Annotated in this window: 21 protein-coding genes; 13 read left to right on the top strand and 8 right to left on the bottom strand. The window is 60.7% G+C overall.

The window, feature by feature from the left end; translation table 11 throughout:
* Nucleotides 1-4 precede the first annotated feature (4 nt).
* The 3 genes from urtC to urtA all read right to left on the bottom strand — a co-directional run bounded on the left by urtC (nt 5) and on the right by urtA (nt 4371).
* The gene (gene urtC / locus V6617_RS17500) at nt 5-1228 is read right to left on the bottom strand and encodes an urea ABC transporter permease subunit UrtC (RefSeq protein WP_338608199.1); all 1224 of its coding nucleotides are present in this window, start codon (nt 1226-1228) and stop codon (nt 5-7) included.
* A 115-nt stretch (nt 1229-1343) separates the two neighbouring features.
* Nucleotides 1344-2957, bottom strand: coding sequence for an urea ABC transporter permease subunit UrtB (gene urtB / locus V6617_RS17495; RefSeq protein ID WP_338608198.1), 1614 nt, complete (start codon nt 2955-2957; stop codon nt 1344-1346).
* A 109-nt stretch (nt 2958-3066) separates the two neighbouring features.
* Nucleotides 3067-4371, bottom strand: a complete 1305-nt coding sequence (gene urtA, locus V6617_RS17490; RefSeq protein ID WP_422394793.1) for an urea ABC transporter substrate-binding protein — start codon at nt 4369-4371, stop codon at nt 3067-3069.
* 235 nt (nt 4372-4606) lie between these two features.
* Between urtA and V6617_RS17485 the strand changes: the two genes are divergently transcribed.
* The 9 genes from V6617_RS17485 (at nt 4607) to infB (ending at nt 18522) form a co-directional block, all read left to right on the top strand.
* Nucleotides 4607-7978 (top strand): hybrid sensor histidine kinase/response regulator, encoded by a 3372-nt coding sequence (locus V6617_RS17485; protein WP_338608197.1) that lies wholly within the window; start codon nt 4607-4609, stop codon nt 7976-7978.
* Complete coding sequence (locus V6617_RS17480; protein WP_338608196.1) at nt 7965-8894, top strand: DNA-binding response regulator; 930 nt, start codon at nt 7965-7967, stop codon at nt 8892-8894. The genes V6617_RS17485 and V6617_RS17480 overlap by 14 nt, the downstream gene beginning before the upstream one ends.
* Before the next feature lie 301 nt (nt 8895-9195).
* Nucleotides 9196-10815, top strand: coding sequence for an apolipoprotein N-acyltransferase (lnt, locus tag V6617_RS17475; RefSeq protein ID WP_338608195.1), 1620 nt, complete (start codon nt 9196-9198; stop codon nt 10813-10815).
* Nucleotides 10816-10956: 141 nt separating this feature from the next.
* Nucleotides 10957-12126 carry a methionine adenosyltransferase gene (metK, locus tag V6617_RS17470; protein ID WP_338608194.1) on the top strand — a complete coding sequence of 390 codons (1170 nt, stop codon included), beginning with the start codon at nt 10957-10959 and terminating at the stop codon, nt 12124-12126.
* A 78-nt stretch (nt 12127-12204) separates the two neighbouring features.
* Nucleotides 12205-12906 (top strand): tRNA (guanosine(46)-N7)-methyltransferase TrmB, encoded by a 702-nt coding sequence (gene trmB, locus V6617_RS17465; protein WP_338608193.1) that lies wholly within the window; start codon nt 12205-12207, stop codon nt 12904-12906.
* A 95-nt stretch (nt 12907-13001) separates the two neighbouring features.
* Complete coding sequence (rimP, locus tag V6617_RS17460) at nt 13002-13631, top strand: ribosome maturation factor RimP (RefSeq protein ID WP_338608192.1); 630 nt, start codon at nt 13002-13004, stop codon at nt 13629-13631.
* A 4-nt stretch (nt 13632-13635) separates the two neighbouring features.
* Nucleotides 13636-15252: a transcription termination factor NusA gene (gene nusA, locus V6617_RS17455; RefSeq protein ID WP_338608191.1), complete on the top strand. Its 1617-nt coding sequence runs from the start codon at nt 13636-13638 to the stop codon at nt 15250-15252.
* Between the two features lie 82 nt (nt 15253-15334).
* Nucleotides 15335-15925, top strand: a complete 591-nt coding sequence (locus V6617_RS17450; protein ID WP_338608190.1) for an RNA-binding protein — start codon at nt 15335-15337, stop codon at nt 15923-15925.
* Complete coding sequence (infB, locus tag V6617_RS17445) at nt 15922-18522, top strand: translation initiation factor IF-2 (RefSeq protein WP_338608189.1); 2601 nt, start codon at nt 15922-15924, stop codon at nt 18520-18522. Before V6617_RS17450 ends, infB begins: the two co-directional genes overlap by 4 nt.
* Before the next feature lie 33 nt (nt 18523-18555).
* Here infB and V6617_RS17440 read toward each other — a convergent pair whose 3' ends face one another.
* Entirely contained in the window at nt 18556-19353 is a 798-nt protein-coding gene (locus V6617_RS17440; RefSeq protein WP_338608188.1) for a LytTR family DNA-binding domain-containing protein, read from the bottom strand.
* Between the two features lie 104 nt (nt 19354-19457).
* Here V6617_RS17440 and V6617_RS17435 point away from each other — a divergent pair, with 104 nt between their 5' ends.
* Nucleotides 19458-19940: a DUF2306 domain-containing protein gene (locus V6617_RS17435; protein ID WP_338608187.1), complete on the top strand. Its 483-nt coding sequence runs from the start codon at nt 19458-19460 to the stop codon at nt 19938-19940.
* Here V6617_RS17435 and V6617_RS17430 read toward each other — a convergent pair.
* From V6617_RS17430 to V6617_RS17420, 3 genes are all read right to left on the bottom strand, one after another.
* Nucleotides 19935-20792 (bottom strand): LysR family transcriptional regulator, encoded by an 858-nt coding sequence (locus tag V6617_RS17430; RefSeq protein ID WP_338608186.1) that lies wholly within the window; start codon nt 20790-20792, stop codon nt 19935-19937. The two genes, V6617_RS17435 and V6617_RS17430, sit on opposite strands and share 6 nt — an antisense overlap.
* 89 nt (nt 20793-20881) lie before the next feature.
* Nucleotides 20882-21862, bottom strand: a complete 981-nt coding sequence (mbfA, locus tag V6617_RS17425) for an iron exporter MbfA (protein WP_338608185.1) — start codon at nt 21860-21862, stop codon at nt 20882-20884.
* 39 nt (nt 21863-21901) lie between these two features.
* A complete protein-coding gene (locus V6617_RS17420; RefSeq protein WP_338608184.1) occupies nt 21902-22825 on the bottom strand; it encodes a LysR substrate-binding domain-containing protein in 924 nt (307 codons plus the stop codon).
* Between the two features lie 93 nt (nt 22826-22918).
* On the opposite strand from V6617_RS17420, the gene V6617_RS17415 reads away from it, so the two are divergent.
* Both V6617_RS17415 and V6617_RS17410 read left to right on the top strand, forming a co-directional pair.
* Entirely contained in the window at nt 22919-23101 is a 183-nt protein-coding gene (locus V6617_RS17415; protein WP_338608182.1) for a hypothetical protein, read from the top strand.
* Between the two features lie 50 nt (nt 23102-23151).
* A complete protein-coding gene (locus tag V6617_RS17410) occupies nt 23152-24021 on the top strand; it encodes an ATP/GTP-binding protein (RefSeq protein ID WP_338608181.1) in 870 nt (289 codons plus the stop codon).
* 2 nt (nt 24022-24023) lie between these two features.
* Here the strand turns inward: V6617_RS17410 and V6617_RS17405 are convergent, their stop codons facing one another.
* Nucleotides 24024-24788 (bottom strand): extensin family protein, encoded by a 765-nt coding sequence (locus V6617_RS17405; protein ID WP_338608180.1) that lies wholly within the window; start codon nt 24786-24788, stop codon nt 24024-24026.
* 126 nt (nt 24789-24914) lie between these two features.
* Between V6617_RS17405 and lepA the strand changes: the two genes are divergently transcribed.
* Nucleotides 24915-26729, top strand: a complete 1815-nt coding sequence (gene lepA, locus V6617_RS17400) for a translation elongation factor 4 (protein ID WP_338608179.1) — start codon at nt 24915-24917, stop codon at nt 26727-26729.
* The last annotated feature ends 63 nt before the right edge of the window (nt 26730-26792 follow it).

Genomic DNA, 26792 nt, shown 5'->3' with positions numbered 1-26792 from the left:
TTGCTTACTCCGCCGGAGAGGGTCTTGCGCCGTGGGGCGTCTCGTCGTGTTCATGGCTTTCGACAGGTGCATCGTCCAATACCGGTCCCGGTGCGGGCCCGGCGCCTTTTTCGAAAGTATCGGAGGCACGGCGCTGCTTGAGTGCCGTCCAGACCGATGTGAAGATCCCCACGATCCCCTTTGGCATGAACAGCGTCACGAACACGAACATGCCGCCCAGGATAAACAGCCACAAATCGGCGAACGTGCCGGTGAAGTAGGACTTTGCGGCATTGACGATCACTGCGCCGATGATCGGTCCGACAAGCGTCCCGCGCCCGCCCACAGCCGTCCAGATCACCACTTCGATGGAGTTGGCCGGTGCAAATTCTCCAGGATTGATGATCCCCACCTGCGGCACATAGAGGGCCCCGGCAAGCCCGGCCATCACCGCCGAGACGGTAAAGGCGAAGAGTTTGACGTTTTCCACCCGGTACCCGATGAACCGCGTCCGGCTTTCCGCATCGCGCACCGCAACCATGACCTTGCCGAGCTTTGAGCGAACAATCAGCGAGCACAGGATAAAGCACAGCGCCAGAAGGATCGCAGAGGCAGCGAAAAGGCTGGCGCGCGTCCCGGCCGCCGAGATCGGCGCGCCCAGTATTTCGCGGAAGTCGGTGAGCCCGTTGTTGCCGCCAAATCCCATGTCGTTGCGGAAAAACGCCAGCATCAACGCGTAGGTCAGTGCCTGGGTGATGATCGAAAGATAGACCCCCGTCACCCGGCTGCGAAACGCGAACCAGCCAAAGACGAACCCCAAAAGTCCCGGCACGAACGCCATCATGACAAGGGCGAACCAGAACATATCGAACCCCTGCCAGTACCAGGGCAACTCGGAATAGTTCAGAAACACCATGAAGTCGGGCAGCACAGGATTGCCATAGACACCCCGGTCACCGATCTGGCGCATCAGGTACATGCCCATGGCATAGCCGCCCAGCCCAAAGAATGCACCGTGTCCGAGAGAAAGAATGCCGCAATAGCCCCAGACCAGATCGAGCGCCAGCGCGAGCGTTGCATAGGTCAGGTATTTGCCCATCAAGGGCACGAGATAATTGGGTACCCGCAAGGGATGACCGGTCTGGAGCATCAGGTTGGAAAGGGGAACTGCGATGGCTACGACCAGCAGTATGGCGACCACCCAGACGGCCTTCGCTCCGAGCTTTTCAAAGATCTTGCCGGTTATCATGGCGCGGTCCTCCGCTGGGCAAGCCGGCCGGTGTCGTCGCGACCATCCTTTTGTTCTGTGACGGGCCGCGCCATCGTGCCAAGAGCGCGAAAAATAGCGGTATCCACGGTCAGTCTCATGCTTCAACCGCCCTCCCCTTGAGCGCGAACAGGCCCCTTGGGCGGCGCTGGATGAACAGGATGATAAGAACAAGGATCAGGATCTTGGCCAGCACCGCTCCGGCATAGGGCTCAAGGAATTTGTTGGCGATGCCCAGCGTCAGAGCGCCGACCAGTGTCCCCCACAGATTGCCGACCCCGCCGAACACAACAACCATGAAACTGTCGATGATGTAGCCCTGTCCGAGATTGGGCGAGACGTTGTCGATCTGGCTCAACGCGACCCCGGCCAACCCCGCAACCCCCGAGCCGAGCCCGAATGTCATGGCGTCTACCCATGGGGTTCGAATGCCCATGGCCGATGCCATGCGACGGTTCTGGGTCACCGCCCGCATCTGCAGACCCAGCGGGGTCCGATTGAGGACCAGGAGCAGCAAGGAAAACACAACGATCGCAAACACCACGATCCACATGCGGTTCCAGGTGATTGCCAGCCCCCCCAGCTCGAACGCCCCCGACATCCAGGAGGGATTGCCCACGTCGCGGTTTGTAGCGCCGAAAATCGTGCGCACGCTCTGCTGGATGATCAGTGAAAGCCCCCATGTGGCCAGAAGCGTTTCCAGCGGTCGGCCATAGAGCCAGCGGATAACACCACGCTCGATGGCGATGCCGATCATCGCCGTGACCAGGAAGGCCATCGGTATGGCGATGGCGAGCGAATAGTCGAACAGGCCCGGGCTGGTCGTACGAATGATTTCCTGGATGACGAAGGTGACATAGGCCCCCAGCATGACCATCTCGCCATGCGCCATATTGATGACCCCCATCACCCCGAACGTAATGGCAAGTCCGATCGCGGCCAGAAGCAGCACTGAGCCGAGCGAGACGCCGTACCACACGTTCTGGCCAACGCCCCACAGCGCCAACGCCTGATTGATCTGGGCAATGCCCGCCTCGATGGCTGGCCGCTGGTCATCGCTGGCGCCAGCGAGGCTGGAATTGAGAATGGCCAGGGCCTGCCGATCGCCGCGGGCCGAAATGACCGCAACGGCGCTGGCGATCTCGTCTTCGCTGGCATCCGTCTTGAGCATGGCCGCGGCGCGCGCCTGCTCCATGACCCGAAGCACTGTGGCATCGGTCTCCTGAGCGATTGCCTCGTCCAGGACCGGAATAGCGTCGGGTTCGGCTGTGGAAAACAATTCCCGCGCCGCGGCCAGCCGGGCGCCCGGATTGTCGCTCATCAGGGTCAGGCTCCCCACGGCGGCCGCAATGTCGCGGCGCAGGGAATTGTTGATCCGGATGACGCTCATTTCTCCCGTCGCATCGAGATCGGCCGCCTCGCCGGTCAGGGCGTCGGCGTAGGCATTGCGCCCTGTTTCGATGAAGATGCCGCCGGTGTCGGATTGGTAGAGTTCGCCCTCGCCAAGTGCTTGCAGGATCGGCAGCGCCGCGTCCTCGCCGCTTGCGACAAGCGCCGCAACGGCATCTTCGAGTTCGCCAAGGCTGGCGTCATACATCGTGGGCAAGATTTCGGAAACGCCTTGGGCCCGTGCGCTACCAGCCGCAAGAACGGCGAGCGCGAGAAAAACCATTAGAGAAAGATATCTGGTGAGCCGATTGAGACTGCGCATGATCGCGATCCCCTTTCACAATCGAGCCGGTCGGAAGGATTTCTGGTCAATGTTGACAGCAGAGCCGGGGGCGGGACGACCCGTCCCCGGCAAACGCGAAATGTTCGGCCTATTCGGCTGAGCCGCCGCCGCAGGTTTCGGTTTCGGTGTTGTAGTTGCCGCACATGATCGGGTCGGTCCAATCGGCTTCGAGCATTGCGGACTCGGGCAGATAGTCGGACCAGGCATCGCCCGGCACCAGATCGTCGGTTTCAGAGACCACGAAGAACTGGCCGTCATCCTGAATTTCACCGATCAGCACCGGCTTGGTGATGTGGTGGTTGGGCAGCATCTCGGCCATGCCACCGGTCAGGTTCGGCGTTTCCAGCCCGACAATCGCTTCGATCACCGCGTCGGCATCGGTGGTTCCTGCCGCCTCGACGGCATCGACCCAGAGATTGAAGCCGATGTAATGGGCCTCCATCGGGTCGTTGGTCACACGATCTTCCGAGCCGATGAAGTCCTGCCATGAGGCAATGAATTCTTCGTTCTCGGGCGTTTCAACGCTCATGAAGTAGTTCCAGGCGGCAAGGTGGCCCACAAGCGGTGCGGTGTCGAATCCCGAAAGCTCTTCTTCGCCCACCGAGAACGCGACGACCGGAATGTCTTCGGCTGCGACGCCCTGATTGGCCAGCTCGCGGTAGAACGGCACATTGGCATCGCCATTGATGGTCGAGACCACTGCTGTCTTCATGCCTTCCGAGCCGAAGGCCACGATGTCGGATACGATCGTCTGCCAGTCCGAATGCCCGAACGGGGTATAGTTGATCATGATGTCTTCCGAAGCCACACCGCTATCGAGAAGATACTGCTCGAGGATTTTGTTGGTGGTCTGGGGATAGACATAGTCTGTGCCGGCCAGCACCCAGCGCTCGACGCCTTCTTCGTTCATCAGATAATCGACAGCGGGAATCGCTTGCTGGTTGGGCGAGGCGCCGGTGTAGAAAACATTGCGCTGGGATTCTTCGCCTTCGTACTGGACCGGATAGAACAGCAGCGAGTTCAGCTCTTCAAATACCGGAAGCACCGATTTGCGGCACACCGATGTCCAGCAGCCAAAGACCGCGTCGACTTCGTCGACTTCGATCAGCCGGCGCGCCAATTCCGCGGCGAGCGGCCAATCCGAAGCGATATCCACGACAACGGGTTCGAGCTGGCGGCCCATCACGCCACCGGCCTCATTCTGCTGCTCGATGAGCATCAGCATAACGTCTTTGAGCGTGGTTTCCGAAATCGCCATCGTGCCCGACAGCGAATGCAGAATCCCGACCTTGATCGGCCCCTCGTCCTGCGCAATGGCCGGCGCCATCGGCAGGCTCATGCCACCGGCCAGAACCGTGGCAAGCAAAGCGCGCGATGCGCTGAATTTCTTCATGGTGATGTCCCTCAGTTTGGTTCCCCAAGGCGTCATTGACTGACGCCCTTGCCGGACTTTGGGACACTTCGTTGAGCTGACCCTATACGTCGATTGACGTAATCAGGAAGCCATTGCAGGAGCCAACTCTTGCGCCGGGGCATGAAAAGCCGCGTGATTCCAATGCAATCCATGCTATGGAGAGGTTGGAAAATTTTTGTGCAGCCCGATAAAATGGCTAAAAACTAGACGATTCATGGCGCGACAAAGAATCATCCCCATCCGGCGCGAATACAACCGCTGGGTGGCCAACGAAACGCTGGAAGACTACGCCCTGCGCTTCACCGCCAAGTCGGCGCGGCGCTTTTCCAACGACCGCATTTCCCAGACTGCAATCGGTGCAATTTCGTTTCTGGCGCTCGAAGCCATCGGTGGCGCCATCACTCTGAGCTATGGCACGACCAACGCGATGATCGCCATCGCGGTCGCCTCCATAGCGATCCTGTTTGTGGGAGTGCCCGTTGCCCGCTATGCGGCGCGCCATGGCGTCGATGTGGATCTTTTGACCCGCGGGGCCAGCTTTGGCTACATCGGGTCGACCATCACCTCGCTGATCTATGCGGGCTTCACCTTCATTCTCTTTGCTATTGAAGCATCGATCATGTCGAGCGCCCTGCAACTGGCCTTCGGCATTCCGCTCTGGCTCGGCCATATCATTTCGGCGATCGTTGTGATCCCGCTGGTCACCCATGGGATCACCATGATCTCGCGCTTCCAGATTCTGACCCAGCCGGTCTGGATCGTCCTCAACATACTGCCGTTCTTTTTCATAGCCTTCATGGATTGGGAAAAGTTCGATCTCTGGCGCGCCTTTACCGGACTGGACCAGCCGCCGGGCGAACCGGGCTCAATCGCGCCCTTCGAAGTCGCCAAATTCGGTGCGGCATCTGCGGTCATCCTGGCGCTGATGACCCAGATCGGTGAGCAGGTGGACTTTCTGCGCTTCCTGCCGGCGGAAAAAATGCCCAAATGGCGGCACAAACTTGGGGTTTTTCTTGCCGGCGCGGGCTGGGTGGTGGTCGGCGCACCCAAGCTTTTGGCGGGTTCTTTTCTTGCCTTTCTCGCACTTTCGGCCGGCGTTTCGCCCGAACACGCTTCCGAGCCGGGCTACATGTTTGCCATCGCCTTTGGCTACATGATCCCCAACGAGTTTCTGGCACTGATGCTCATGGCCGTATTCGTGGTCATAAGCCAGCTCAAGATCAACGTAATGAACGCCTATGCGGGCTCGCTCGCCTGGTCCAATTTCTTTTCCCGGCTCACCCATTCCCATCCGGGTCGCGTCGTCTGGCTGATGTTCAACGTGTCCATCGCGCTGCTGTTGATGGAGTTGGGCATCTACCGGCTTCTCGAAGAAACGCTTGGCATCTTTTCGATTGTTGCCATGGCCTGGCTGTGCTCGATTTCCGCCGATCTGTTCATCAACAAACCACTGGGATTGGCCCCGCCAGGGATCGAGTTCAAACGCGCCCACCTCTATGACGTCAATCCCGTCGGTGTCGGCTCGATGTTTCTCTCGGCCACCATTGCACTGGCCGCCCATTTCGGAGCCTTCGGCACCATGGCAGCGGCGTTGTCTCCTTACATCGCGCTGGTTGTGTGCTTTGTCGCATCCCCCACTCTCGCCTGGGCCACCAAGGGCAAATATTATCTGGCCCGTAAGCCCCGCCGCCAATGGCAAAAGCTTAAAACGCTCACCTGCTCGATCTGCGAACACCCTTTCGAGCCCGAGGACATGGCCTGGTGTCCGGCCTACGCCGCTCCGATCTGTTCGCTGTGCTGCTCTCTCGATGCGCGCTGCCATGACATGTGTAAGCCACACGCCCATTTCCGTGCCCAGACTCAGGCCGTGGCTGCCACAATATTGCCCGGCTGGGTCGTGGAAAAGCTCCAGTCCCGTCTGGGGCGATACGCGATCGCGACGCTGGTTGCCGTATCGATGCTCGGCGGCGCGCTGGCGCTTATCTATGGACTGGCCGCCCAATACGCGCCCGAAACCGCCGATGTCGTGGGCGGAACGCTGCTCGTGGTCTTTTTCGTTTTCTCGGTGACAGCAGGGATCATGACCTGGTTCCTGGTGCTTGCCCATGACAGCCGCCTCGTTGCCGAGGAGGAAAGCACGCGCCAGAACACCTTGTTGCTCAAGGAAATCGATGCGCACTCGAAAACCGACGCCGAACTGCAGCGCGCCAAGGAAAAGGCCGAAGCAGCAAACAACGCCAAGTCCCGTTACGTCGTTGGATTGAGCCATGAGCTGCGCACCCCGCTCAACGCGGTTATGGGCTATGCCCAAATCCTCGAGCGTGATCGCGAGATTCCCGTCAATCGACGCGGCTCGGTCGAAACCATCCGCCGCAGCGCCGAGCATCTGTCGGGATTAATCGACGGGTTGCTCGACATCTCGCGTATCGAGGCGGGGCGGCTCCAGGTCTATTCCAACGAGATCAATATCGAGGACTTCCTCGACCAGCTCGTGGAGATGTTCCGGCCGCAGGCGGAGGCCAAGGGACTCGCGTTCAACCATGTGCGCTCGCCCATGCTGCCCCAGTATGTGCGAACCGACGAAAAGCGCTTGCGTCAGATACTGGTCAATCTCTTGTCCAATGCCATCAAGTTCACGTCCGAAGGCACGATCACATTCGAAATCGGATACCGCTCCCAGGTCGCGACCTTTACCGTCGCGGACACGGGAAGCGGCATTTCCGAAGACGATCTGCAGCATATTTTCGAGCCCTTCGTGCGCGGCGAGGCCGAGCGCTCCCGCTTTGCCCCTGGTCTCGGGCTGGGGTTGACCATCACCAGGCTTTTGACCGAAACCCTCGGCGGCGAAATCACCGTCTCAAGCGCGCTCGGTTCAGGCACTCGGTTTCAGGCACGGCTGATGCTTGCCCGCGTCGAGCGCCTCGCCAAGGCAGGTGCGGACCGGCGCCGGGTGACGGGCTATAGGGGTGAACGCCGCACCATCATTGTGGTCGATGACAATGCCGAGCATCGTGACGTGATGGACCAATTGCTGGCGCCGCTCGGCTTTACGGTCCTGACCGCTGTCGATGGCCCCGATTGCCTCTCTCGTCTCGACGCGGTTCGCCCGGACCTCTATTTCCTCGATATCCGCATGCCGCGCATGAGCGGTTGGGCGCTGGCCGCGGCCCTGAGGCAGCGGGCCGTCAGTGCGCCAATCGTTCTGCTTTCGGCCAATATCGGAGATGGCGCCGGCCCGACGGGCGGGGATGCGGGCCACACCGACACATTGGCCAAGCCTGTCGATCTCTATCAGCTGCTCGACAAACTCGGCACCCACCTCAAGCTCGATTGGGAGTACGCCAACCCTGGCCCTGCAGCGGAGGTCCGGCCCAAAAAAATGCGCTCCCCGGGCAGCGAGCACCTGCGCGACCTTGCCGGCCTGGGACAGATCGGGCATGTGCGGGGCATTGATGCCAAGCTTGGCGAACTGGCCGGCGACCCCGACAATCTCCCGCTGGTCCAAGCCCTGCGGCGGCATATGGAGGTGTTCGATTTTGATGGCTATGCCGAGCTTCTGGAGAGGATTAGCCATGAGCCCGATTGAGCGCGAAAACGATATCGTGCTTCTGGTCGATGACTCCCCGGAGTCGCTGGGGTTCCTGACTGCGGCGCTCGAGGATGCCGGCCTGACCGTGCTCGTTGCGCGGTCCGGAGAAATGGCGCTCGGTATTGCCGATCGGGTGACGCCGGACGTGGTGCTCATGGACGCGGTCATGCCGGGCCTTGACGGCTTTGAGACCTGTCGCCGGCTCAAAACTGTGCCTGCCCTCGGCCACATCCCGATCATCTTCATGACTGGTTTGACCGAGACCGAGCATATCGTCCATGCCCTCGATAGCGGTGGGGTCGATTATCTCTCAAAGCCCATAAACGTCGATGAATTGAGGGCTCGCATCCGCGTCCATCTGGCCAATGCCCGACGCGCGCAAAGCGCACACATTGCGCTTGATGCCGCCGGGCGCCACCTTGTGGCCTTTGCCGCCGAGGGGCCGCTGCTCTGGTCGACGCCGCAGGCCAGCCGCCTCTTGACGCGCTCGGGCATTGATGCCGAACAGGAGGGCCCCATGTCGGAGCGCTTTCTGGAGTGGTTGAAGAGCGCCGGTGGTTCCCCCGATGCCGGCGGGGGTTTTGATGTCGCCGCTGCCGGATCGCCCGGTTTGCAGTTATCGTTTCTGGGTCTTGTTGCCGGCAAAGAATATCTGTTCCGTCTGTCGAGCGCCCGGACGGAAGGCACCGAGGATGCCCTACGCCAGGCTTTTGGATTGACTCAGCGCGAAAGCGAAGTGCTGCTCTGGATTGCCCGCGGCAAGTCAAACAAGGACATCGGCGATATTCTCGGGCTCAGCCCCCGGACCGTAAACAAGCATCTCGAACAGGTTTACACCAAACTCGGCGTTGAGAACCGGGCTTCGGCCGCGATCAAGGCCGTGCAAGCGCTTCAGGTTGTTGCGGAATTCTAGCAGCGATTGCGCAGCCGGTAGGTGATTAAAAACTGACCGCAACGATTATGGTTGCTCCTGCGATATGCACATTTTTCGGGCATTTGTTAAATGACAAACCCGTCATAGTGCGCTAAGACAATTGCGCCGGATATCCTCCGGCAGAGGTTGTTTGCACCACAATCTCAGCGCCCCGTACGTTCGCGAGGCGTACGGGGCATTATCAAAACCGTGCGCGCACCCAGATAAATGGCAACAGAGTTGACCGCCTTGGGCGGTACGGTCACGGTTCTGGCCAGTGATTCGATGCGCAAGGACCGCCATGACCGCTCTTGCCGAGTTTGCAATGCTCGCCCATGGGTGGCGGCGCATCCTGATGCTGGTCCTCGCAGGTGCGTTGGCAGGGCTGTCGGCTCCTCCGATCTTTTTTCTTGTTGCTCTGTTTGTCGCAATGCCGGTGCTGGTCTGGGCCCTTGATGGTGCGGAACGCAAGCGCTCGATCCGTTCCATGGTGGTGGGGCCTGCATTTCGCATCGGGCTTGCCTTCGGCTTTGGCTATTTCCTCGTCGCCCTGCACTGGATCGGCGCAGCTTTCTTTGTCGACGGCGGGTGGCTCCTTGTCGTCATGCCGTTTGCCGTGGCCGGGCTTGCTCTGCTGCTTGCGGTGTTCTGGGGGCTGGGCACGGCCCTGGCGCATTTCTTCTGGTCGGCCGGGCCGGGACGGATATTTGCCCTTGCTACGGCGCTGACCCTGGCCGAACTGGCGCGCGGCTATCTTTTCACCGGCTTTCCTTTCGATCTCTTGGGTTACGCGCTGACCGCCAACCTCGAAATGATGCAGGCAACCAGCCTTGTCGGTGTTTACGGGCTGACATTTGTGGCCGTCCTTATTTCAGCAACGCCGGCGCTGGTGTGGCCGGCCGCGGAGCGTTCGCTGATTGCCCGCATCCTTCCCCTGTTCGCCGCGTTCGGGTTGCTCGCCGGCCAGATCGCCTGGGGCAATTTTCGACTCAATGAGACGCAGACCGAACCCTTCGAGGACGTCGTTCTTCGAATCGTCCAGCCGGTCATCCCCCAAGACGTCAAATGGCAGACCTTTGCGCGCGAGGAGACAGTTAACCGCCTGCTCGATTTGTCCACCATGCAGACCAATCCTGACGATCAGGCACTTGGCGACGTCACCCATCTAATCTGGCCCGAGGCCGCCATTCCCTTCTTTTTGTCCGATGAGCCCGAGCTGCTCGCCCGAATCGCCCGCACCCTGCCCGACGACATCTGGCTTCTGACCGGCGCGCCCCGCCAGCCCTATGGGGCCAATGGTGAGATCGTGCCTGGCGCAAAGCCGTTCAATTCGGTGCTTGCCTTCAACGGGGAGGGCGAGGTCGTCACTTCCTACGACAAGACCCATCTCGTTCCGTTCGGCGAATATTTGCCGTTTGGCGACTTTTTGCGTCAGTTCGGCATCACCCAGCTGGCCGAAGGGTCGCAGGGTTGGGCCGCCGGCGCCGAGCGCAGATTGTTTCACCTGCCTGGCTCGCCCGCCATCCTGCCGCTCATTTGCTACGAGATCGTGTTTCCCGGCAGTCTTGGTGCATCGGTCGATGAAGCGGGCTTCATCCTTGTCCTCACCAATGACGCATGGTTCGATGGATCAATGGGGTTGGCCCAGCATTTTCACCATGCACGGGTCAGGGCGGTCGAAGAGGGAAAGTCGGTGGTTCGGGCGGCAAATTCCGGCATTTCGGCCATTGTCGACCCCATGGGGCGCATCGACGCAATGATGGCAGAAGGTATGGTGGGTGCCATCAAGGGCACGCCCGCTCAACCGCTGTCTCCGACTTTTTTTGCCCAATATCGCCATTGGCCACTGGTCGGCATGCTGATTTTGGGGGTGCTGTTGTCCTTGCCGGGCCGGCGCCGCCGCCTCAGGCGTCTCGACTGACCCTGTCCATATAAAGCTTTCTTTATATGGCCCTTGCTTTCTGCGTCCCAACCTGCGAAAAGCAAGTTCGAAAGTGCCCGGGATTGAGCCTGGACACGCGCACTTCCGCGTGCGCCCTCGCCAGTTGAAATGAGGTTTAACGTGGCCAGTTCTTCTTATCTCTTCACCTCGGAATCGGTTTCCGAGGGTCATCCCGACAAGATTTGCGACCAGGTCTCCGACGCCATAGTGGACGCATTTTTCGCGCAAGATCCCTATTCGCGCGTTGCCCTTGAAACCTTGGCGACCACCAATCGCGTCGTTCTGGCGGGTGAGGTGCGCGGCCCTGCATCCATAGATGCCGGTCGTATGGAAGATATCGCGCGCGGCGTTGTCAAACGGATCGGCTACGAGCAGGAGGGGTTCAATTGGCGGACCCTTGATGTGTCGTGCCATGTGCACGAGCAGTCCGCCCACATCGCCCAGGGCGTCGATGCCTCGGGCAACAAGGATGAAGGCGCCGGCGATCAGGGCATCATGTTCGGCTTTGCCGTCAACGAGACGCCCGAGCTGATGCCGGCCCCGCTCACTTACGCTCACAAGATCCTAAAGAACATGGCGGCGGCCCGCCATTCCGGTGCCGTTTCCGAGTTCGGCCCCGATGCCAAGAGTCAGGTGACCCTGAAATACGAGAACGGCAAGCCGGTCGGTGTTTCCGCCGTCGTCGTTTCGACCCAGCATATCGAGAATGTATCCCAACAGTGCGTCCGGGACCTCGTGCGCCCCTTTGTCGAAGACGTCCTGCCCAAGGGCTGGATGCCCCCTGAGGACGAATTCTACGTCAATCCCACTGGCGCTTTCGTCATTGGTGGGCCCGATGGTGACGCGGGGCTGACAGGCCGCAAGATCATCGTGGATACCTATGGCGGCGCGGCGCCTCATGGTGGCGGCGCGTTCTCGGGTAAGGATCCCACCAAGGTCGACCGCTCGGCAGCATACGCGGCCCGCTATCTGGCGAAAAATGTTGTGGCGGCGGGCCTGGCGGAAAAATGCGTCATCCAGCTCTCCTACGCCATCGGCGTGTCCAAACCGCTCTCGATCTTTGTCGATACCTACGGCACCGGCACCGTCGATGAGGACCGGTTGGGCGCAGTGCTGCAAAAAGTCATGAACCTTTCCCCGCGCGGTATCCGCGAGCATCTGGGGCTCAATAAGCCAATCTATGAACGCACGGCCGCCTATGGCCATTTCGGGCGTGAGCCGGAGGCCGATGGCGGGTTCTCATGGGAGAGAACCGATCTGGCCGAAGCGATCCGGGCCGAGCTGACCTGACCTGATCCTTGCTCGTCCGATCCATTGATTGTAAAGCGCGGCGCAACACGCCGCGCTTTTGTTTTCGATAGTGAAACCATGACGTCCAAATCCATCCCGCAGGACCCCAAAGGACCGCGCGCCTTTTTCGGACGCCGTTCGGGCAAAAAACTCCATAAGGGCCAGCAGGCGCTGTTCGAAACGCTGCTTCCCGAGCTGACTGTCGATATTTCCGCGCCTGTCGACCCCGGGACGCTGTTCCCGCAGGCAGGGCGCATTCATCTCGAAATCGGCTATGGCGGCGGCGAGCATCTCGCCCGCATGGCGCGCGAAAATCCCAACGACGGCTTTATCGGCTGCGAAGTGTTTACCGGCGGCATCGGCAAGCTGCTCGAAACAATCGACATCGAAGGCATCGATAATATCGCGCTGTTCCCTGACGACGTCATCAAGCTTCTCGGCGTGATGCCCGCCGCCTGTATCGATTGTCTCTACGTTCTCTATCCCGATCCATGGCCCAAGCCGCGCCATCACAAGCGACGCCTGATCCAGTTCAACATGCTTGCCGAGTTCGCCCGCGTGCTCAAACCCGGCGGCACATTTCGGTTTGCCACCGACATCGAGGACTACGCCAACTGGACCTTGGCCCATATTTTAAAGACCGAAAGATTTGCATGGCCCATCGCCGAACCCGGCGCCTGGCATCTGCCCTATCCCGGCTGGCAGTCCACGCGGTACGAGCAGAAGGCCCGGCGGCAGGGACGCATGAAGAGCTTTTACTTCGAGTTCTTGCGTTCGTGACGATGCGGCGCTATATGATGCCTAACAATCTCGGAAAATGAGAGAGTGGGTGCCGACCGGCCCCGCTCTTTTTTATTACCTCAATCAGGGTAAGCATGACTGCCAATACAAAACGCTACATCCGCGAATCCGCACTCGAGGCGCGTGTTGCGGCAATCGTCGAGCCGGTGGCCCAATCGCTGGGCTATGATCTGGTTCGCGTGCGCATCAGCAATGACAATGGCTGCACGCTGCAGATCATGTGCGAGGACGAAAATGGGCATTTCGCCATCACCGATTGCGAAAAGCTCCACCACGATCTCAACCCGGTACTGGATATCGAAGATCCCATCGACCGCGAATATCACCTCGAGATATCCTCACCCGGCGTCGATCGGCCGCTGGTTCGGGCCCGCGATTTCCAGGCCTGGGTCGGACACGAAGCCAAGGTTGAGCTCGGCGAAATGATCGAGGGCCGCAAGCGCTTCCGCGGCGATATCGTCGGCGCTGACGATGACACGTTTTCGATCCGCCTGCCCGACGCACCGGTTGGAACCGATCCCGTTCATGTGCTGCCGCTGGCACTCTTGGCCGAAGCAAAGCTGCTGATGACCGACAAGCTGCTCGATGAGGCGCGCAAGCGTCAGGCAGAAAATCCCGATTACGACGAAGCCGATGAGGACGTCGAGACCATCATTGAAGAAACCGACGGCGGCGACGCCGACGAGCGAACCCAGGAGAATTGATCCAATGGCCGTTTCAGCGAACAGGTTGGAGCTTTTGCAGATCGCCGATGCCGTGGCGCGCGAAAAGTCCATCGACCGCATGATCGTCATCGAAGCTATGGAAGAGGCCATTCAGCGCGCCGCCAAGGCTCGCTACGGTGCCGAAACCGAGGTCAAGGCCGAGATCAATCCCCGCACCGGCGAATTGCGCCTGTGGCGCCTGCTCGAAATCGTCGAGCGTGTCGAAGAATATGGCCGCCAGATTTCCCTCAAGGAAGCGCTTGCCAAAAACGACGCCGCCAAACTCGGCGATTACGTGACCGAGCCGCTCCCCCCGATCGAATTCGGCCGTATCGCAGCCCAGTCGGCAAAGCAGGTCATCGTCCAGAAGGTGCGTGATGCCGAACGCGACAGGATGTACGAAGAATATGCGGACCGTGTCGGCGAAATCGTCAACGGTTCGGTCAAGCGCGTCGAATATGGCAATGTGATCGTCGATCTCGGCCGCGGTGAAGCCATTATCCGCCGCGACGAGCTGATCCCGCGTGAACAGTTCCGCTATGGAGACCGCGTCCGTGCCTACATTTATGACGTGCGCCGTGAGCAGCGCGGGCCGCAGATTTTCCTCTCGCGCACCCATCCCCAGTTCATGGCCAAGCTCTTCGCCCAGGAAGTGCCGGAAATCTACGACGGCATCATCACCATCCGCTCGATCGCCCGTGACCCGGGCTCACGCGCAAAGATCGCCGTGACCTCCTCGGATTCTTCGATCGATCCGGTCGGTGCCTGCGTGGGTATGCGCGGTTCGCGTGTTCAGGCGGTTGTCGGAGAATTGCAGGGTGAAAAGATTGATATTATCCCCTGGACGAACAATATAGCAGATCTAGTCGTATCCGCGCTCCAGCCTGCCGATGTCGCCAAGGTGGTGCTCGACGAACAGGCAGAGCGCATCGAAGTGGTGGTTCCCGACGAACAGCTTTCGCTTGCCATCGGTCGCCGTGGCCAGAACGTGCGACTGGCCAGCCAGTTGATCGGCTGGGACATCGACATCCTGACCGAGCAGGAAGAATCCGAACGCCGCCAGAAGGAATTCACCGAGCGGACGGCGCTCTTTATGAACGCGCTCGACGTGGACGAGATGGTTGCCCAGTTGCTCGCATCGGAAGGCTTCTCCTCGATCGAGGAACTGGCCTATGTCGATCTGGCGGAAATCGCCTCGATCGGCGGCTTTGACGAGGAAACGGCTGGAGAGATCCAGAACCGTGCCACCGAATTCCTCGATGCGCAGGAACGCGAGCTTGATGAGGAGCGTAAAAAGCTCGGCGTCGAGGACGCACTTTACGATATTCCGGGTCTTTCGGCAGCAATGCTGGTTGCCTTGGGCAAGGATGAAATCAAGACTGTCGAAGATTTCGCCGGCAATATTGCCGACGATCTGATCGGCTGGACCGAGCGCAAAGACGGTGAAACCAAGCGCTTCGAAGGCACGCTTTCGGCCTTCCCGTTGTCCAGGGAAGAGGCCGAGGACATGATCATGGCCGCGCGCCTCAAGGCTGGCTGGATCACTGAGGACGACCTGCCTCAGGCAGAACTCGTTGAAGGTGAAGACGGAGTCCCCGCCGAGGGCGAGGTCGCACAATAGCGACATTGCTCCTCATCGGGGCGTTTGGCAGAACAAGGACAAAAGGGCGCCGCAATTGGGCCGCGAAAAAGATGTAGAGAGGATGTGCGCGCTCACGCGGGCCGAAAAGCCCGCATCCGCGCTCATCCGCTTCGCGGTTTCCCCCGACGGGGTTCTGGCGCCCGATGTCGATGCCAAGGCCCCTGGCCGCGGCGTCTGGATCACCCTTTCTGCCCCTGCAGTGGATGAGGCGGTGCGCAAAAAGGTTTTTGCGCGGAGCCTCAAGGAAAATGTGTCCGTGCCGCCCGACCTTGCAGAACTGGTACGGACCCGGTTAGAACAACGCCTGACAGGCACTCTGGGGTTGGCGCGCAAGGCCGGCATCCTGGTGACGGGCGCCGCCAAAGTCGCTTCGGTTCTTCAATCGGGACGGGTGGGCGCGCTGATTACCGCCAGCGATGCAGCCCCCGACGGACGCCGCAAGATGCTGCAATGGGCCCGGCGCGGCGAGGTCGCTGACAGGTTGGTCCATATTGAATCTCTCTCGTCGACCCAATTGGGTTTGGCATTGGGGCTCGAAAATGTGATACACGCTGCGCTGACTCCCGGCGCGGCAGCAAATTCGGTGATTGAACGGGCAAATCGGCTTGCCCTTTTCAACGCCACAGACAGAGAAGAAGACGGCAACATATGACCGATAAGGATAAGACCAGCGACAATTCGGGCTCGGGGAAAAAGACCCTGACCCTCAAGGGCGCGCCCAATCTTGGCGCACGGCCCGGCATGTCGCGGTCCTCACGCACCGTCGTGGTTGAAAAGCGCACCCGCCGCGTGGGTGGGCCCGGTACGGGCGCGCCTCAACAGTCGGGTGGCAATGCATCAGGTGGCGGCAGGCCTCAGCCTTCCCGTCCGGGCGGCCGCCCGCAGTCGGCGAGCCCGCGACAGAATGCAAATTCGGCCAGCCTCACCCAAAACGAGAACCAGGCCCGCGAGCGCGCCCTGCGAGAAGCGGCGGCTCGTGCCGAGGAAGATCGTGCCAAGGCCGAGGAAGAGGCCCAGCGCCACGCCGAGATCGATGCCCGCCGCAAGGCCGAGCGCGAAGAGGCCGAGCGCCGTGCGGCCGCGGTTGAAGCCGCCAAGGCCCAGGAAGCCGTTAATGACGAGCTAGACGGCATCGTGCCGGTCAAGGCCGGACAGGCCCGGCCCAAACCCGTTGCCAAGCCCAGTCCGCGCGCAGCTCAGCCCGATATGCCGCCCCCGCCGCCTCCGGGTGAAGGCGAGGATGACCGCGTGCGCCGCCGCGCTGCGCCCGGTCCAAAAGCGCTTGTCGACAAGGACGAGCTTGAACGCGCCAAGCGCAATGCCGCACCGCGTCCCAGCGCAACCCCTGCTCGCCGCGATTCCAACTCGCGTGGGCGCCTGAACGTAAATTCGGCGCTCGACGATAGCGATCGGCGCGGACCGTCTCTGGCTGCCATGCGCCGGCGCCAGAACAAGAAGATGGGTCGCAACACCAAGGTTGCCCAGCCCAAGCTGGCCCGTGAAGTCACGATCCCCGAGGCAATCACCGTGGCCGAACTGGCCAACCGCATGGCCGAGCGTGCCGTGGACGTCATCAAGCTCTTGATGGCCCAGGGCCAGATGCTCAAGATCAACGACATCATCGATGCCGACACTGCCGAACTGGTCGCCACCGAAATGGGTCATAGCGTCAAGCGCGTTGCTGAAAGCGACGTTGAAGGCGGTCTGTTTGACGACGTTGGTGGTGATGACGCCGGCGATCTGGTCAACCGGCCGCCGGTCGTGACCATCATGGGCCACGTCGACCACGGCAAGACCTCGCTGCTCGATGCGATCCGTGAGGCCAATGTTGTCTCGACCGAAGCCGGTGGCATCACTCAGCACATCGGCGCCTATCAGGTCGAAAAGAACGGCCAGAAGATCACCTTCCTGGACACGCCGGGCCACGAGGCGTTCACCGCCATGCGCGCCCGCGGTGCGCAGGCTACAGATATCGCCATTCTGGTGGTGGCTGCCGACGATGGCGTGATGCCCCAGACCATTGAATCGATCAAGCACGCCAAGGCGGCGGGCGTCCCGATCATCGTGGCGATCAACAAGATCGACAAGCAGGGAGCCGATTCCACCCGCGTGCGCACCGAACTGCTTCAGCATGAAGTTTTCGTGGAATCGATGGGCGGTGAAGTGCTCGACGTGGAAGTGTCCGCGCTCAAGAAGACCAATCTCGACGGCCTGCTGGAAGCGGTGTTGCTACAGTCCGAGGTGCTCGAGCTCAAATCGCCTGAAAAGGGCGCCGCTCAGGGTCTGGTCATCGAATCCAAGCTCGACAAGGGCCGTGGTGCCGTTGCCACCGTACTGGTGCAGCGCGGCACGCTCAGCGTTGGCGACATCGTCGTGGCCGGTAATGAATGGGCAAAGGTTCGTGCGCTGATCGACGACAAGGGCGAGCAGGTGAAATCCGCCGGTCCTTCGACGCCGGTCGAAGTGCTTGGCTTCTCCGGTGTTCCCGACGCGGGCGACCGTTTCGCGGTGGTCGAAAGCGAAGCTCGCGCTCGTGAGATCACCGAATACCGCCAGCGCGTCATTCGTGAAAAGACCGCCGGTGGCGGTGCGACCTCGCTCGAGCAGATGATGAATCAGCTCAAGGCTTCGGGCATCGCCAAATTCCCGTTGCTCATCAAGGGCGACGTGCAGGGTTCGGTCGAAGCGATCGTTACTGCGCTCAACAAGCTCTCGACCGACGAAGTGTCGGCGCAGATCCTGTATTCGGGTGTGGGTGGGATCACCGAGTCCGACGTGACGCTGGCAACGGCGTCCAGCGCGGTGATCATCGGCTTCAACGTGCGTGCCAACAAGCAGGCAGCCGATCTGGCCCAGCGCGAAGGCATCGAAGTCCGCTACTACAACATCATCTACGACCTGATCGACGACGTTAAGGGCGTGATGAGCGGGATGCTGGCGCCTGAAGTGCGCGAGACGTTCCTGGGCAATGCCGAGATCCTCGAGGTGTTCAACATCTCCAAGGTCGGCAAGGTCGCCGGCTGCCGGGTTACCGATGGCATGGTCGAGCGTGGTGCCGGCGTGCGCCTCATTCGCGACAACGTGGTTATCCACGAGGGCAAGCTCTCGACGCTCAAGCGTTTCAAGGACGAGGTCAAGGAAGTCCAGTCCGGTCAGGAATGCGGCATGGCATTCGAAAAATACGAAGACATGCGCCCCGGCGATGTTATCGAATGCTATCGGGTCGAAAAGGTTCAGCGCACGCTTTAGGCCTGCCCGCCTAACGATTTCAAAAGGCGCTGCTCATTGGGCGGCGCCTTTTTCATGGGCGCGTATCGCGGCGAGATAGCTGCGCGATACTGGGAGCATTTCCCCTGTCGCAAGCTGGACGACCACGCGGCTGTCAACGCGCCTGACCGATGAAATTGCCTGCTTGGCGACCCAATGGCTGCGATGAATCCGAAGGCCGTCAATCCCTTCGGTTTCGGCGATCGCGTCGGAAAGGCGCATTAAGAGCAATGACCTACCCTTGTCCGTATGAACTTCCACGTAGTGATCGGCCATCGACATGTGGCTGAGCGGCCCGCGCATATGATTAGGCAGGCGGTCGAGAATTTTCGGTATCTTTGCCGCTTCCGGTGTCGTTTGATCCCTGCGCCTTTCGAGTTGGGGCTCAACCACCCCTTCCATAACACCCATCAGCGCCAGGCTGATTAAAAGGCAATAGATATAGAGTTCGAAAAGACTTAGTCCGGTGTAGCTGAGGTCGGGAAAGAACAGCCAGCTGATCATCGCGACAGCGGCCGTAACGGGAATCGAGGACCCGATGCCTAGCACGGCGATGCGCGCCAAAAGCGGGCCGCCACGGGGCAGGATCAGCGCCCGGGCAAGCGCCGCCCCGACTGTGCCCGCTCCATAACTGCCCACAACGATGAGCAGCCAATAGACGATGCGCCGCGTCGGCGCCAGAAGCGCAAATGTTGAAAAGGGCCCGGTAATCCCGGCGATTACCCCCACCCCCACCATTATCCCCCACGCCAGCGGACTGGAAAAAACGCCGTGCAGTTGGCGAAGCGTGAAATGAATGGGGCTGTCGTTCACGAAGACAAATTCCTGGTTCACGTATCCGGACTTGCGGCTGTGACGCCCATTGGACACTCGGTGCACATCCGCCTCACGCCCAAACTACATGCCGGAGCCGTCCAATGGATGCAACAGCCCTTATCGCGTCGCCCCTCGCCATCCAGATTCATGCCGTCAGCGCCATAGCGGCCCTTGCCCTGGGAACCATCGTTCTGCTGATGCGCAAGGGAACAGGACTTCACAAGGCGATGGGCCGCATCTGGATCGGGTTCATGATAGTGGTCGCGCTTTCATCCTTTCTGATCGCCGAGATCAGGATGTTCGGGCCCTATAGCCTTATCCATGCCCTTTCGCTCTATACACTCCTGGGTCTGGTCCAGGCGGTGCTCGCCATCCGGCGCGGCAATGTCCGCGCCCATCGAAGCCATATGATAGCTCTTTATTCCGGTTCGCTCATTCTTGCCGGAGCGTTCACGCTCCTGCCCGGACGCCGCATGCACGCTGTGGTGTTTGCCGATGGCGGAACCACGGCTTTTCTTGCAGCGCTGGGTATCGCGGCCATTCTGGGAGCGCTCTACTACCAGCGACGGCGCGCCAAGCTATGAGATATCGCCAGCGAACAGGTTTACATGACCCTTCATCAGGCGCGTGATCCGGTTGGCGAGCGTCCTGACGGGTGGACTGTGGCGCTCCTCATGATGCAGTATCAACCATTGATGCGACGCAAGGTCGGGAATGGGACCTCTGATGCGCGACAGGCGCGGATCGACGTCGCCGATAAAGCAGGGCAGTACGGTGATACCCGTGCCCGCTGCCACCAGTTCACGCACCGAGTGGGCATCATTGCCGCTGACCACGATGCGATCGCCGTGATGGGCCTGCAACCAGCGCGCCGAGCCCGTCGCTGCCGCGGGGCCGGAGACCCCGACGAACAATCCATCGCGTACGCCCGCATCCAGACGTGGCGCGCAATAGAGCGCATAGGCGACCGGGGTCAGCTTGCGGCCGGCAAGGCTCTGCTCGGTCGGCGCCGAATTGCGGATTCCGATATCGGCGGCGCGGCGCCCGATATCGACCTTGTCATAGGCGGTGACAAACTCGACCCGGAAACCGTCATCGGGTGACCAGAGCTCTTCGATATGCCGGGACAGAAAATCGGTGGTCCAACCTCCTGCCGACACCCGCACCACCCGCGCGCCGATCGCCCCGTCGCGCCAATGGGTAACCGCCCGCATTGCGGCTTCGACATCCTCGGCGCGCTTGAGCAGCGCTTCGCCGACGCTGGTGAGGGTAAACCCGCTCTGAGCGCGCACAAAAAGCGTTTCGCCGATCTGGCGTTCGAGCGCAGTGACCCGTCGCCCCAAGGTCGCCGCGCTCAACCCTGTCGTGGCGCGCGCTGCCGACAGCCCGCCAAGCCGGGCAACGTCGAGAAACAGCCGAAGATCATCCCAGGACACATCCATGTTTCAATTATGAAACGATAGTGTCGCTCGAACAAGGGAGGGTGCGTGCCTTTGCCCCCGGTCTTTGGGGTTAGACGGTTCAATTATGCATTGCCGATGATGATACCTGCGGCAAAGACCAGTGAGCCGCCGAGCACCACCTGCATGACGGCGCGCCAGAAAGGGGTGTCCATGAACCGCTTCTGAATCCAGGCGATGGTCCAGAGCTCAACGACGACGACGGCCATGGCGATGGTGGTAGCGGTCCAGAAATGAGGGATGAGATAGGGCAGGGCGTGGCCCAGGCCGCCCACGGCCGTCATGATGCCCGAGGCAAAGCCGCGCTTGATGGGCGAGCCCCGCCCGGTCAAACGCCCATCGTCGCTGGCCGCTTCGGTAAAGCCCATGGAAATGCCAGCGCCCACCGATGCGGCAAGACCGATCAGAAATGTCGACCACGTGTCGCCCGTGGCAAAGGCGGCAGCAAAGATCGGCGCCAGGGTGGAGACCGAACCATCCATCAGCCCGGCAAGTCCGGGCTGGATATAGGTCAGAACGAAATTGCGGTGCGCCGTGGTTTTTTCGCTGTCGCGGGTTTCAGGATCGAGATGGGCGTCATGGAGGGCTTCGGCCTTGTGTTCGTGCCCGCGTTCGGCGCGTTCGAGATCGCCCAAAAGCTTGCGGGTCTCGGCATCCTCGGTCTGCTTGATCGCCTCAGCATAAAACCGCGCCGCGTCCTGCTCCATGTCGCGGGCCTGGTTGCGCACCGTGTCCAGATCGAGCTCGGCCATCAGCCAAACCGGCTTGCGGGTATAAAAGCCGCGGACATGCTCGCGCCGGATCGGCACAATCGAGGACCCGAAACGCGATACATAGCGGTCGATCAGCAGGCGACGGTGCTGGTCCTCTTCGGCGGCCATGCCATCGAAAATTGCGGCGCTCGATGGATAGTCCTCGCGCAACCGCTCGGCATAGGCCGCATAGATGCGCCCATCTTCTTCTTCGGACGATATGGCCAGCGCAAGGATTTCCCTTTCGGACAGGGATGAAAAATCGCGCCGGGCGGGGCGGAAGGTGGTCAGCATTGAAGGGCACTCGATCAAATAGTTTAGAACTATTCTAAACTATAGGGCGTTGCTGGCAACCACCTTTTGCGTCGCGGTTTCGCACGCTTCCATCTGGCTCACCAGCCATGAGCGGAATTTCCGCGTGCGGGCAGGCAACTCACGACCCCTGGCAGTCGCAAACCAGTAGCCGAATTTCGAATGCGTAATGGTGGGGAACGGAGCGACCACCTGCCCGCGCTCCAGTCCATATTCGGCCATGATGCCAAGCGCCAACAGCACGCCCTGGCCGGCAATGGCCGCGTCGAAAGCCAGGGCAGGATCGGAAATCGCGGGGCCCGAAAGTTTCAGACCCGTCTGGCCCACGGCCGCCAGCCAGTCGGGCCATGAAAGCATAGACGCCTGATCCATGATGACGGGAACATTGGCCAGATCAGCCGGCGTTTTGAGCCGCTCGGCCAGTCCGGGCGCGCAGACTGGAAACACCGCATGGGTGCCGATGGGCTCTGCCATAACGCCCGGCCAGTCACCGGCCCCGAACCGGATGGCGCAATCGACGTCCGGTCGTCCGAGATCGACAAGTGCGCCGGTGGTCAGGAGTTTCAGCTCGATCTCGGGATGGACGGCACCCAGATCGGCCAACCGCCAGATGAGCCAGCGCGAAGCAAAAACATTGCCCACGGTGACGGTCAGAAGGTTACGGTCCTGTGAGGGCGCCATGAGACCTGCCTGCGCGCGGCCAAGGGCGGCAAACCCGGCCTCGAGATCGGCCAGAACCGCCAAGAGGGCACGGGTGGGCACCAGCCCTTTGGTCGTGCGCTCAAACAGAGCCAGCCCACACCGGTCCTCCGCGCGGCGAATCTGCTGACTGACAGCGCCCGGCGTCACGCCGAGCGCCCCGGCGGCTGGGCCAAGCGCCCCGTGCCGCGCCACGAGAGCGAGAGCATGGAGGGCATTGAAGGGAATGGCGGTCGCTTCATTCATATAGTTTTTCTAAACGCGGGTGCAGAAGATGTCGATGGTCGCATCTGTCCTGCTGGTCGATACTGACGGAAAGTTTATCCAAGGCCACGACAAATGTTAAAAGCATTCTTCCGGTTTCTCACTGAGCCCGATCCCCAGATCGGAACCCGCCCGCACAATTTCGAAGCGCTGGACCATCTCGATTTGCACACTCTGGCCGACCTGCCAGCCTATCACCCGCACCAGGAAGTCCATTGCCCCATGGTCGCACATGACAGGCCGCAGTCAGATTGCTAAAGTTTGACCTCGGGCGCCGGGTGGATGGCGCCCAGATGAGGAGAAGACCCATGAAAAATCTGACGCTCGCCCTTCTGGCGGCTTGTGCCGCATCGACCCTTGCACTGCCGGCCCTGGGCATGGAACTGACCGAATCCTGGCGCCTGGAAGGGTTCCAGATGCCAGAATCGGTGATTTACGACACCGCCAACGAGCGCATTATCATCGGCAACATGGTCGCCATGGGCGCCGAGGCCGGCGAAAACGGTTATCTCTCGCTCGTTTCGCCCGATGGCGAGATGGTCGAGGAGCAATGGGTGACCGGCCTGCAGGACCCGCGCGGCATGGCCATCGTCGACGGCCAGTTGTTTGTCGCCGACAATATGGGCTTCCATATTGTCTCGTTGGACGACGGGACGCTTGTGGAAACCGTCACCATGCAAGGTGCAGCGTTTCCCAATGATGTCACCGCCGATGATGATGGCAATGTCTACATTTCCGACATGTTCGGCCAGACCATCTGGCGCTATGCCGATGGCGAGGCGTCGATCTGGTTCGGCCCCGATGACGGGATGACCTTCCCCAATGGGCTTTTTGCCCATGACGGGCAGATCATCGTCGGCTCGATGGGTGCCGATATGGGCGAAAATTTCACCTTCGGGACACCGGGAGGACTCTATGGCGTCGACGGGAACGCCACCGGTGTAACCCCGCTGGATGGTGCCACTGAAATCGGCGCTATCGACGGGGTGGCGGCCATCGGCGATATCATCGTCTTTAATGACAACCCGACCGGCACCATCTATGGCTGGCGCGATGGGGACACTGTCGAACTCGCCACTGTGGGCGCCGGCGCTGCCGATATTTCTGCCCACGAGTCGATGGTTCTGGTGCCCCAGATGCAACAGGGTGCGCTGATCGCAATGAGCCTTACCCAGTAGGTCTATTCACAGATCTGGGCTGTGCAGCTTTGGCCGTGACAGCCCAGATCGAAGTGGAAATGGTCCTCGTGTTCGGAATTGGCTTCGGGGCCGAGGACCGTTGTGAACCGCCCACACGCCGCCGAATGGGCAAAGCCTAAGAATTTGGCTTCCGGCTGGGCCGGCAGGGCACGCCAATCGTCAAGCACCGAAATGGTGCTCCCATCGACCAAATCGACGGCGGTGATGTCGATCGCGTTGCCCAGGCCGTGTTCGGATACGAACCCCGTATCGGCCCCATTGCGCAGGCGGCAGGTGTAGCCCGGCCCGGTGACGAGGCTTTCAATTTCTGTATCGAGCACCGCGACGGCATAGGCATCGACCTCGCCGGCCCAATCGGCCAACGCGGTGGCCATCGTGCAATTGGTGACCGGCACGCCCGAGAGCGGGATTTCCCTTCCATTGACGACAATACCTGACACCGCGATCGGGCTTTGCAACCCGCAACTGCCTTCCGATAGAGGCGACACCATTTGTCCGATAATCGATCCGGTGAGCAGGGGCGGACAGGCGGCCTGATAGACGCGTTCGAGTTCGCCGGTTTGCGGCTCGGGCTTATCCACTTGCGTGGTCTCGGGCCCGGCGAGAGGCACCTCCTCAACCCCATTGTCGCCGCCCAACTCTTCGGGGCGCGGTTGGGGCAGCGGGGGCTCGGCCTGGATTTCCTGGCCGATGGTCGGCATTGCTGTGAACAGGACCAGAGAAAACAGCACGGCGATGCGGGTCATTTGCGGCTCCGAAAGGCGATCAGACCCATCTCCAACGCGCAAAGCCGCGACATGTTGCCAAAACTCGCGTTAACCGCGCACAAACCATCTTCCCGAAACGCCGGGTTTGCTGCTATCAGCGGCCCCATGAAAACACCGCAGAAGACCCCGCTTTCCCGGATCCGCAATTTTTCCATCGTGGCCCACATCGACCACGGGAAATCGACGCTTGCCGACCGCCTGATCCAGCTCACTGGCGGGCTCGATCTGCGCGAGATGAAAGAGCAGGTTCTCGATTCCATGGATATCGAGCGCGAGCGGGGCATCACCATCAAGGCCCAGACCGTGCGGCTCGAATATGAGCACACCGATGGCGAGCACTACGTGCTCAACCTGATCGATACCCCGGGCCATGTCGATTTTGCATATGAGGTCAACCGCTCGCTTGCCGCGTGCGAAGGCTCGCTCCTTGTTGTCGATGCCGCCCAGGGCGTCGAGGCGCAGACATTGGCCAATGTCTATCACGCCATCGAGGTGAACCACGAGATCGTGCCGGTATTAAACAAGATCGATCTGCCGGCCGCCGAACCCGAGCGCGTCAAGCAGCAGATCGAGGACGTGATCGGCATCGATGCCTCCGAGGCGGTGGAAATTTCCGCCAAGACCGGGCTGGGGATCGACAAGGTATTAGCCGCAATCGTCGAGCGTCTGCCAGCGCCGAAAGGCGATGAGAATGCTCCGCTCAAGGCCATGCTTGTCGACAGCTGGTACGACCTCTATCTGGGCGTGGTGGTACTGATCCGGGTGATCGACGGACGTATCAGGAAGGGCCAGAAGATCCGCATGATGCAGGCGGGCGCCTCTTATGAACTCGACCGGGTGGGTGTGTTTACCCCCAAGCTTGTCGAAGTGGGCGAACTGGGGCCAGGCGAAATCGGGTTCTTCACCGCCTCGATCAAGGAAGTGGCCGATACCAATGTCGGCGACACCATTACCGACGACAGAAAGCCGACGGCCGAACCGCTTCCCGGTTTCCGTCCGGCCCAGCCCGTTGTGTTCTGCGGCCTGTTTCCGGTCGATGCGTCGGATTTCGAAGATCTGCGGGCTGCCATGGGCAAGCTGCGCTTGAACGATGCGAGCTTTTCCTTCGAGATGGAAACTTCGGCGGCGCTTGGGTTTGGGTTCCGTTGCGGCTTTCTGGGACTTTTGCATCTCGAGATCATCCAGGAGCGGCTGACCCGCGAGTTCAATCTCGATCTCATCACCACGGCGCCCTCCGTGGTCTATGAGGTGCAGATGACTGACGGCACAGAGCTGTTGCTGCACAATCCGGCCGACCTGCCCGATGTGGTCAAGATCGAGGAAATTCGCGAGCCCTGGATCAAGGCGACGATTCTGACGCCCGACGATTACCTCGGCGCGATTTTGAAGCTCTGCCAGGACCGGCGCGGCATCCAGACCAATCTGAGTTATGTCGGCCAGCGGGCCATGGTGGAATATGATCTGCCGCTCAACGAAGTCGTGTTCGATTTCTACGATCGGCTCAAATCGATCTCCAAGGGCTATGCGAGTTTCGATTACCAGCTCGACGATTATCGCGCCGGCGATCTGGTCAAGATGAGTATTCTGGTCAACGCCGAGCCGGTCGATGCGCTCTCGATGCTGGTGCACCGTTCCCAGGCCGAGCATCGCGGACGCCAGATGTGCGAAAAATTGAAGGATCTGATCCCCCCGCACCTGTTCGTCATTCCAATCCAGGCCGCCATCGGTGGGCGCATAATCGCCCGCGAGACGGTGCGCGCCATGCGCAAGGACGTGACCGCCAAATGCTATGGCGGCGACGCGACCCGCAAGCGCAAGCTGCTCGAAAAGCAGAAGGAGGGGAAAAAGAAAATGCGCCAGTTCGGCAAGGTCGAAATCCCCCAGGAAGCTTTCATCAAGGCGCTCAAGATGGATGATTGATCCAGATTTTCTGTCTGAATAAAAAATGTCGGGTGGCCTAAGCTCCGGTCGTCCTTTGGTCGG

This window comes from Pelagibacterium nitratireducens (genome assembly GCF_037044555.1).
GTDB lineage: Bacteria > Pseudomonadota > Alphaproteobacteria > Rhizobiales > Devosiaceae > Pelagibacterium > Pelagibacterium nitratireducens.
This window is presented reverse-complemented; position numbering and strand designations above follow the sequence as displayed.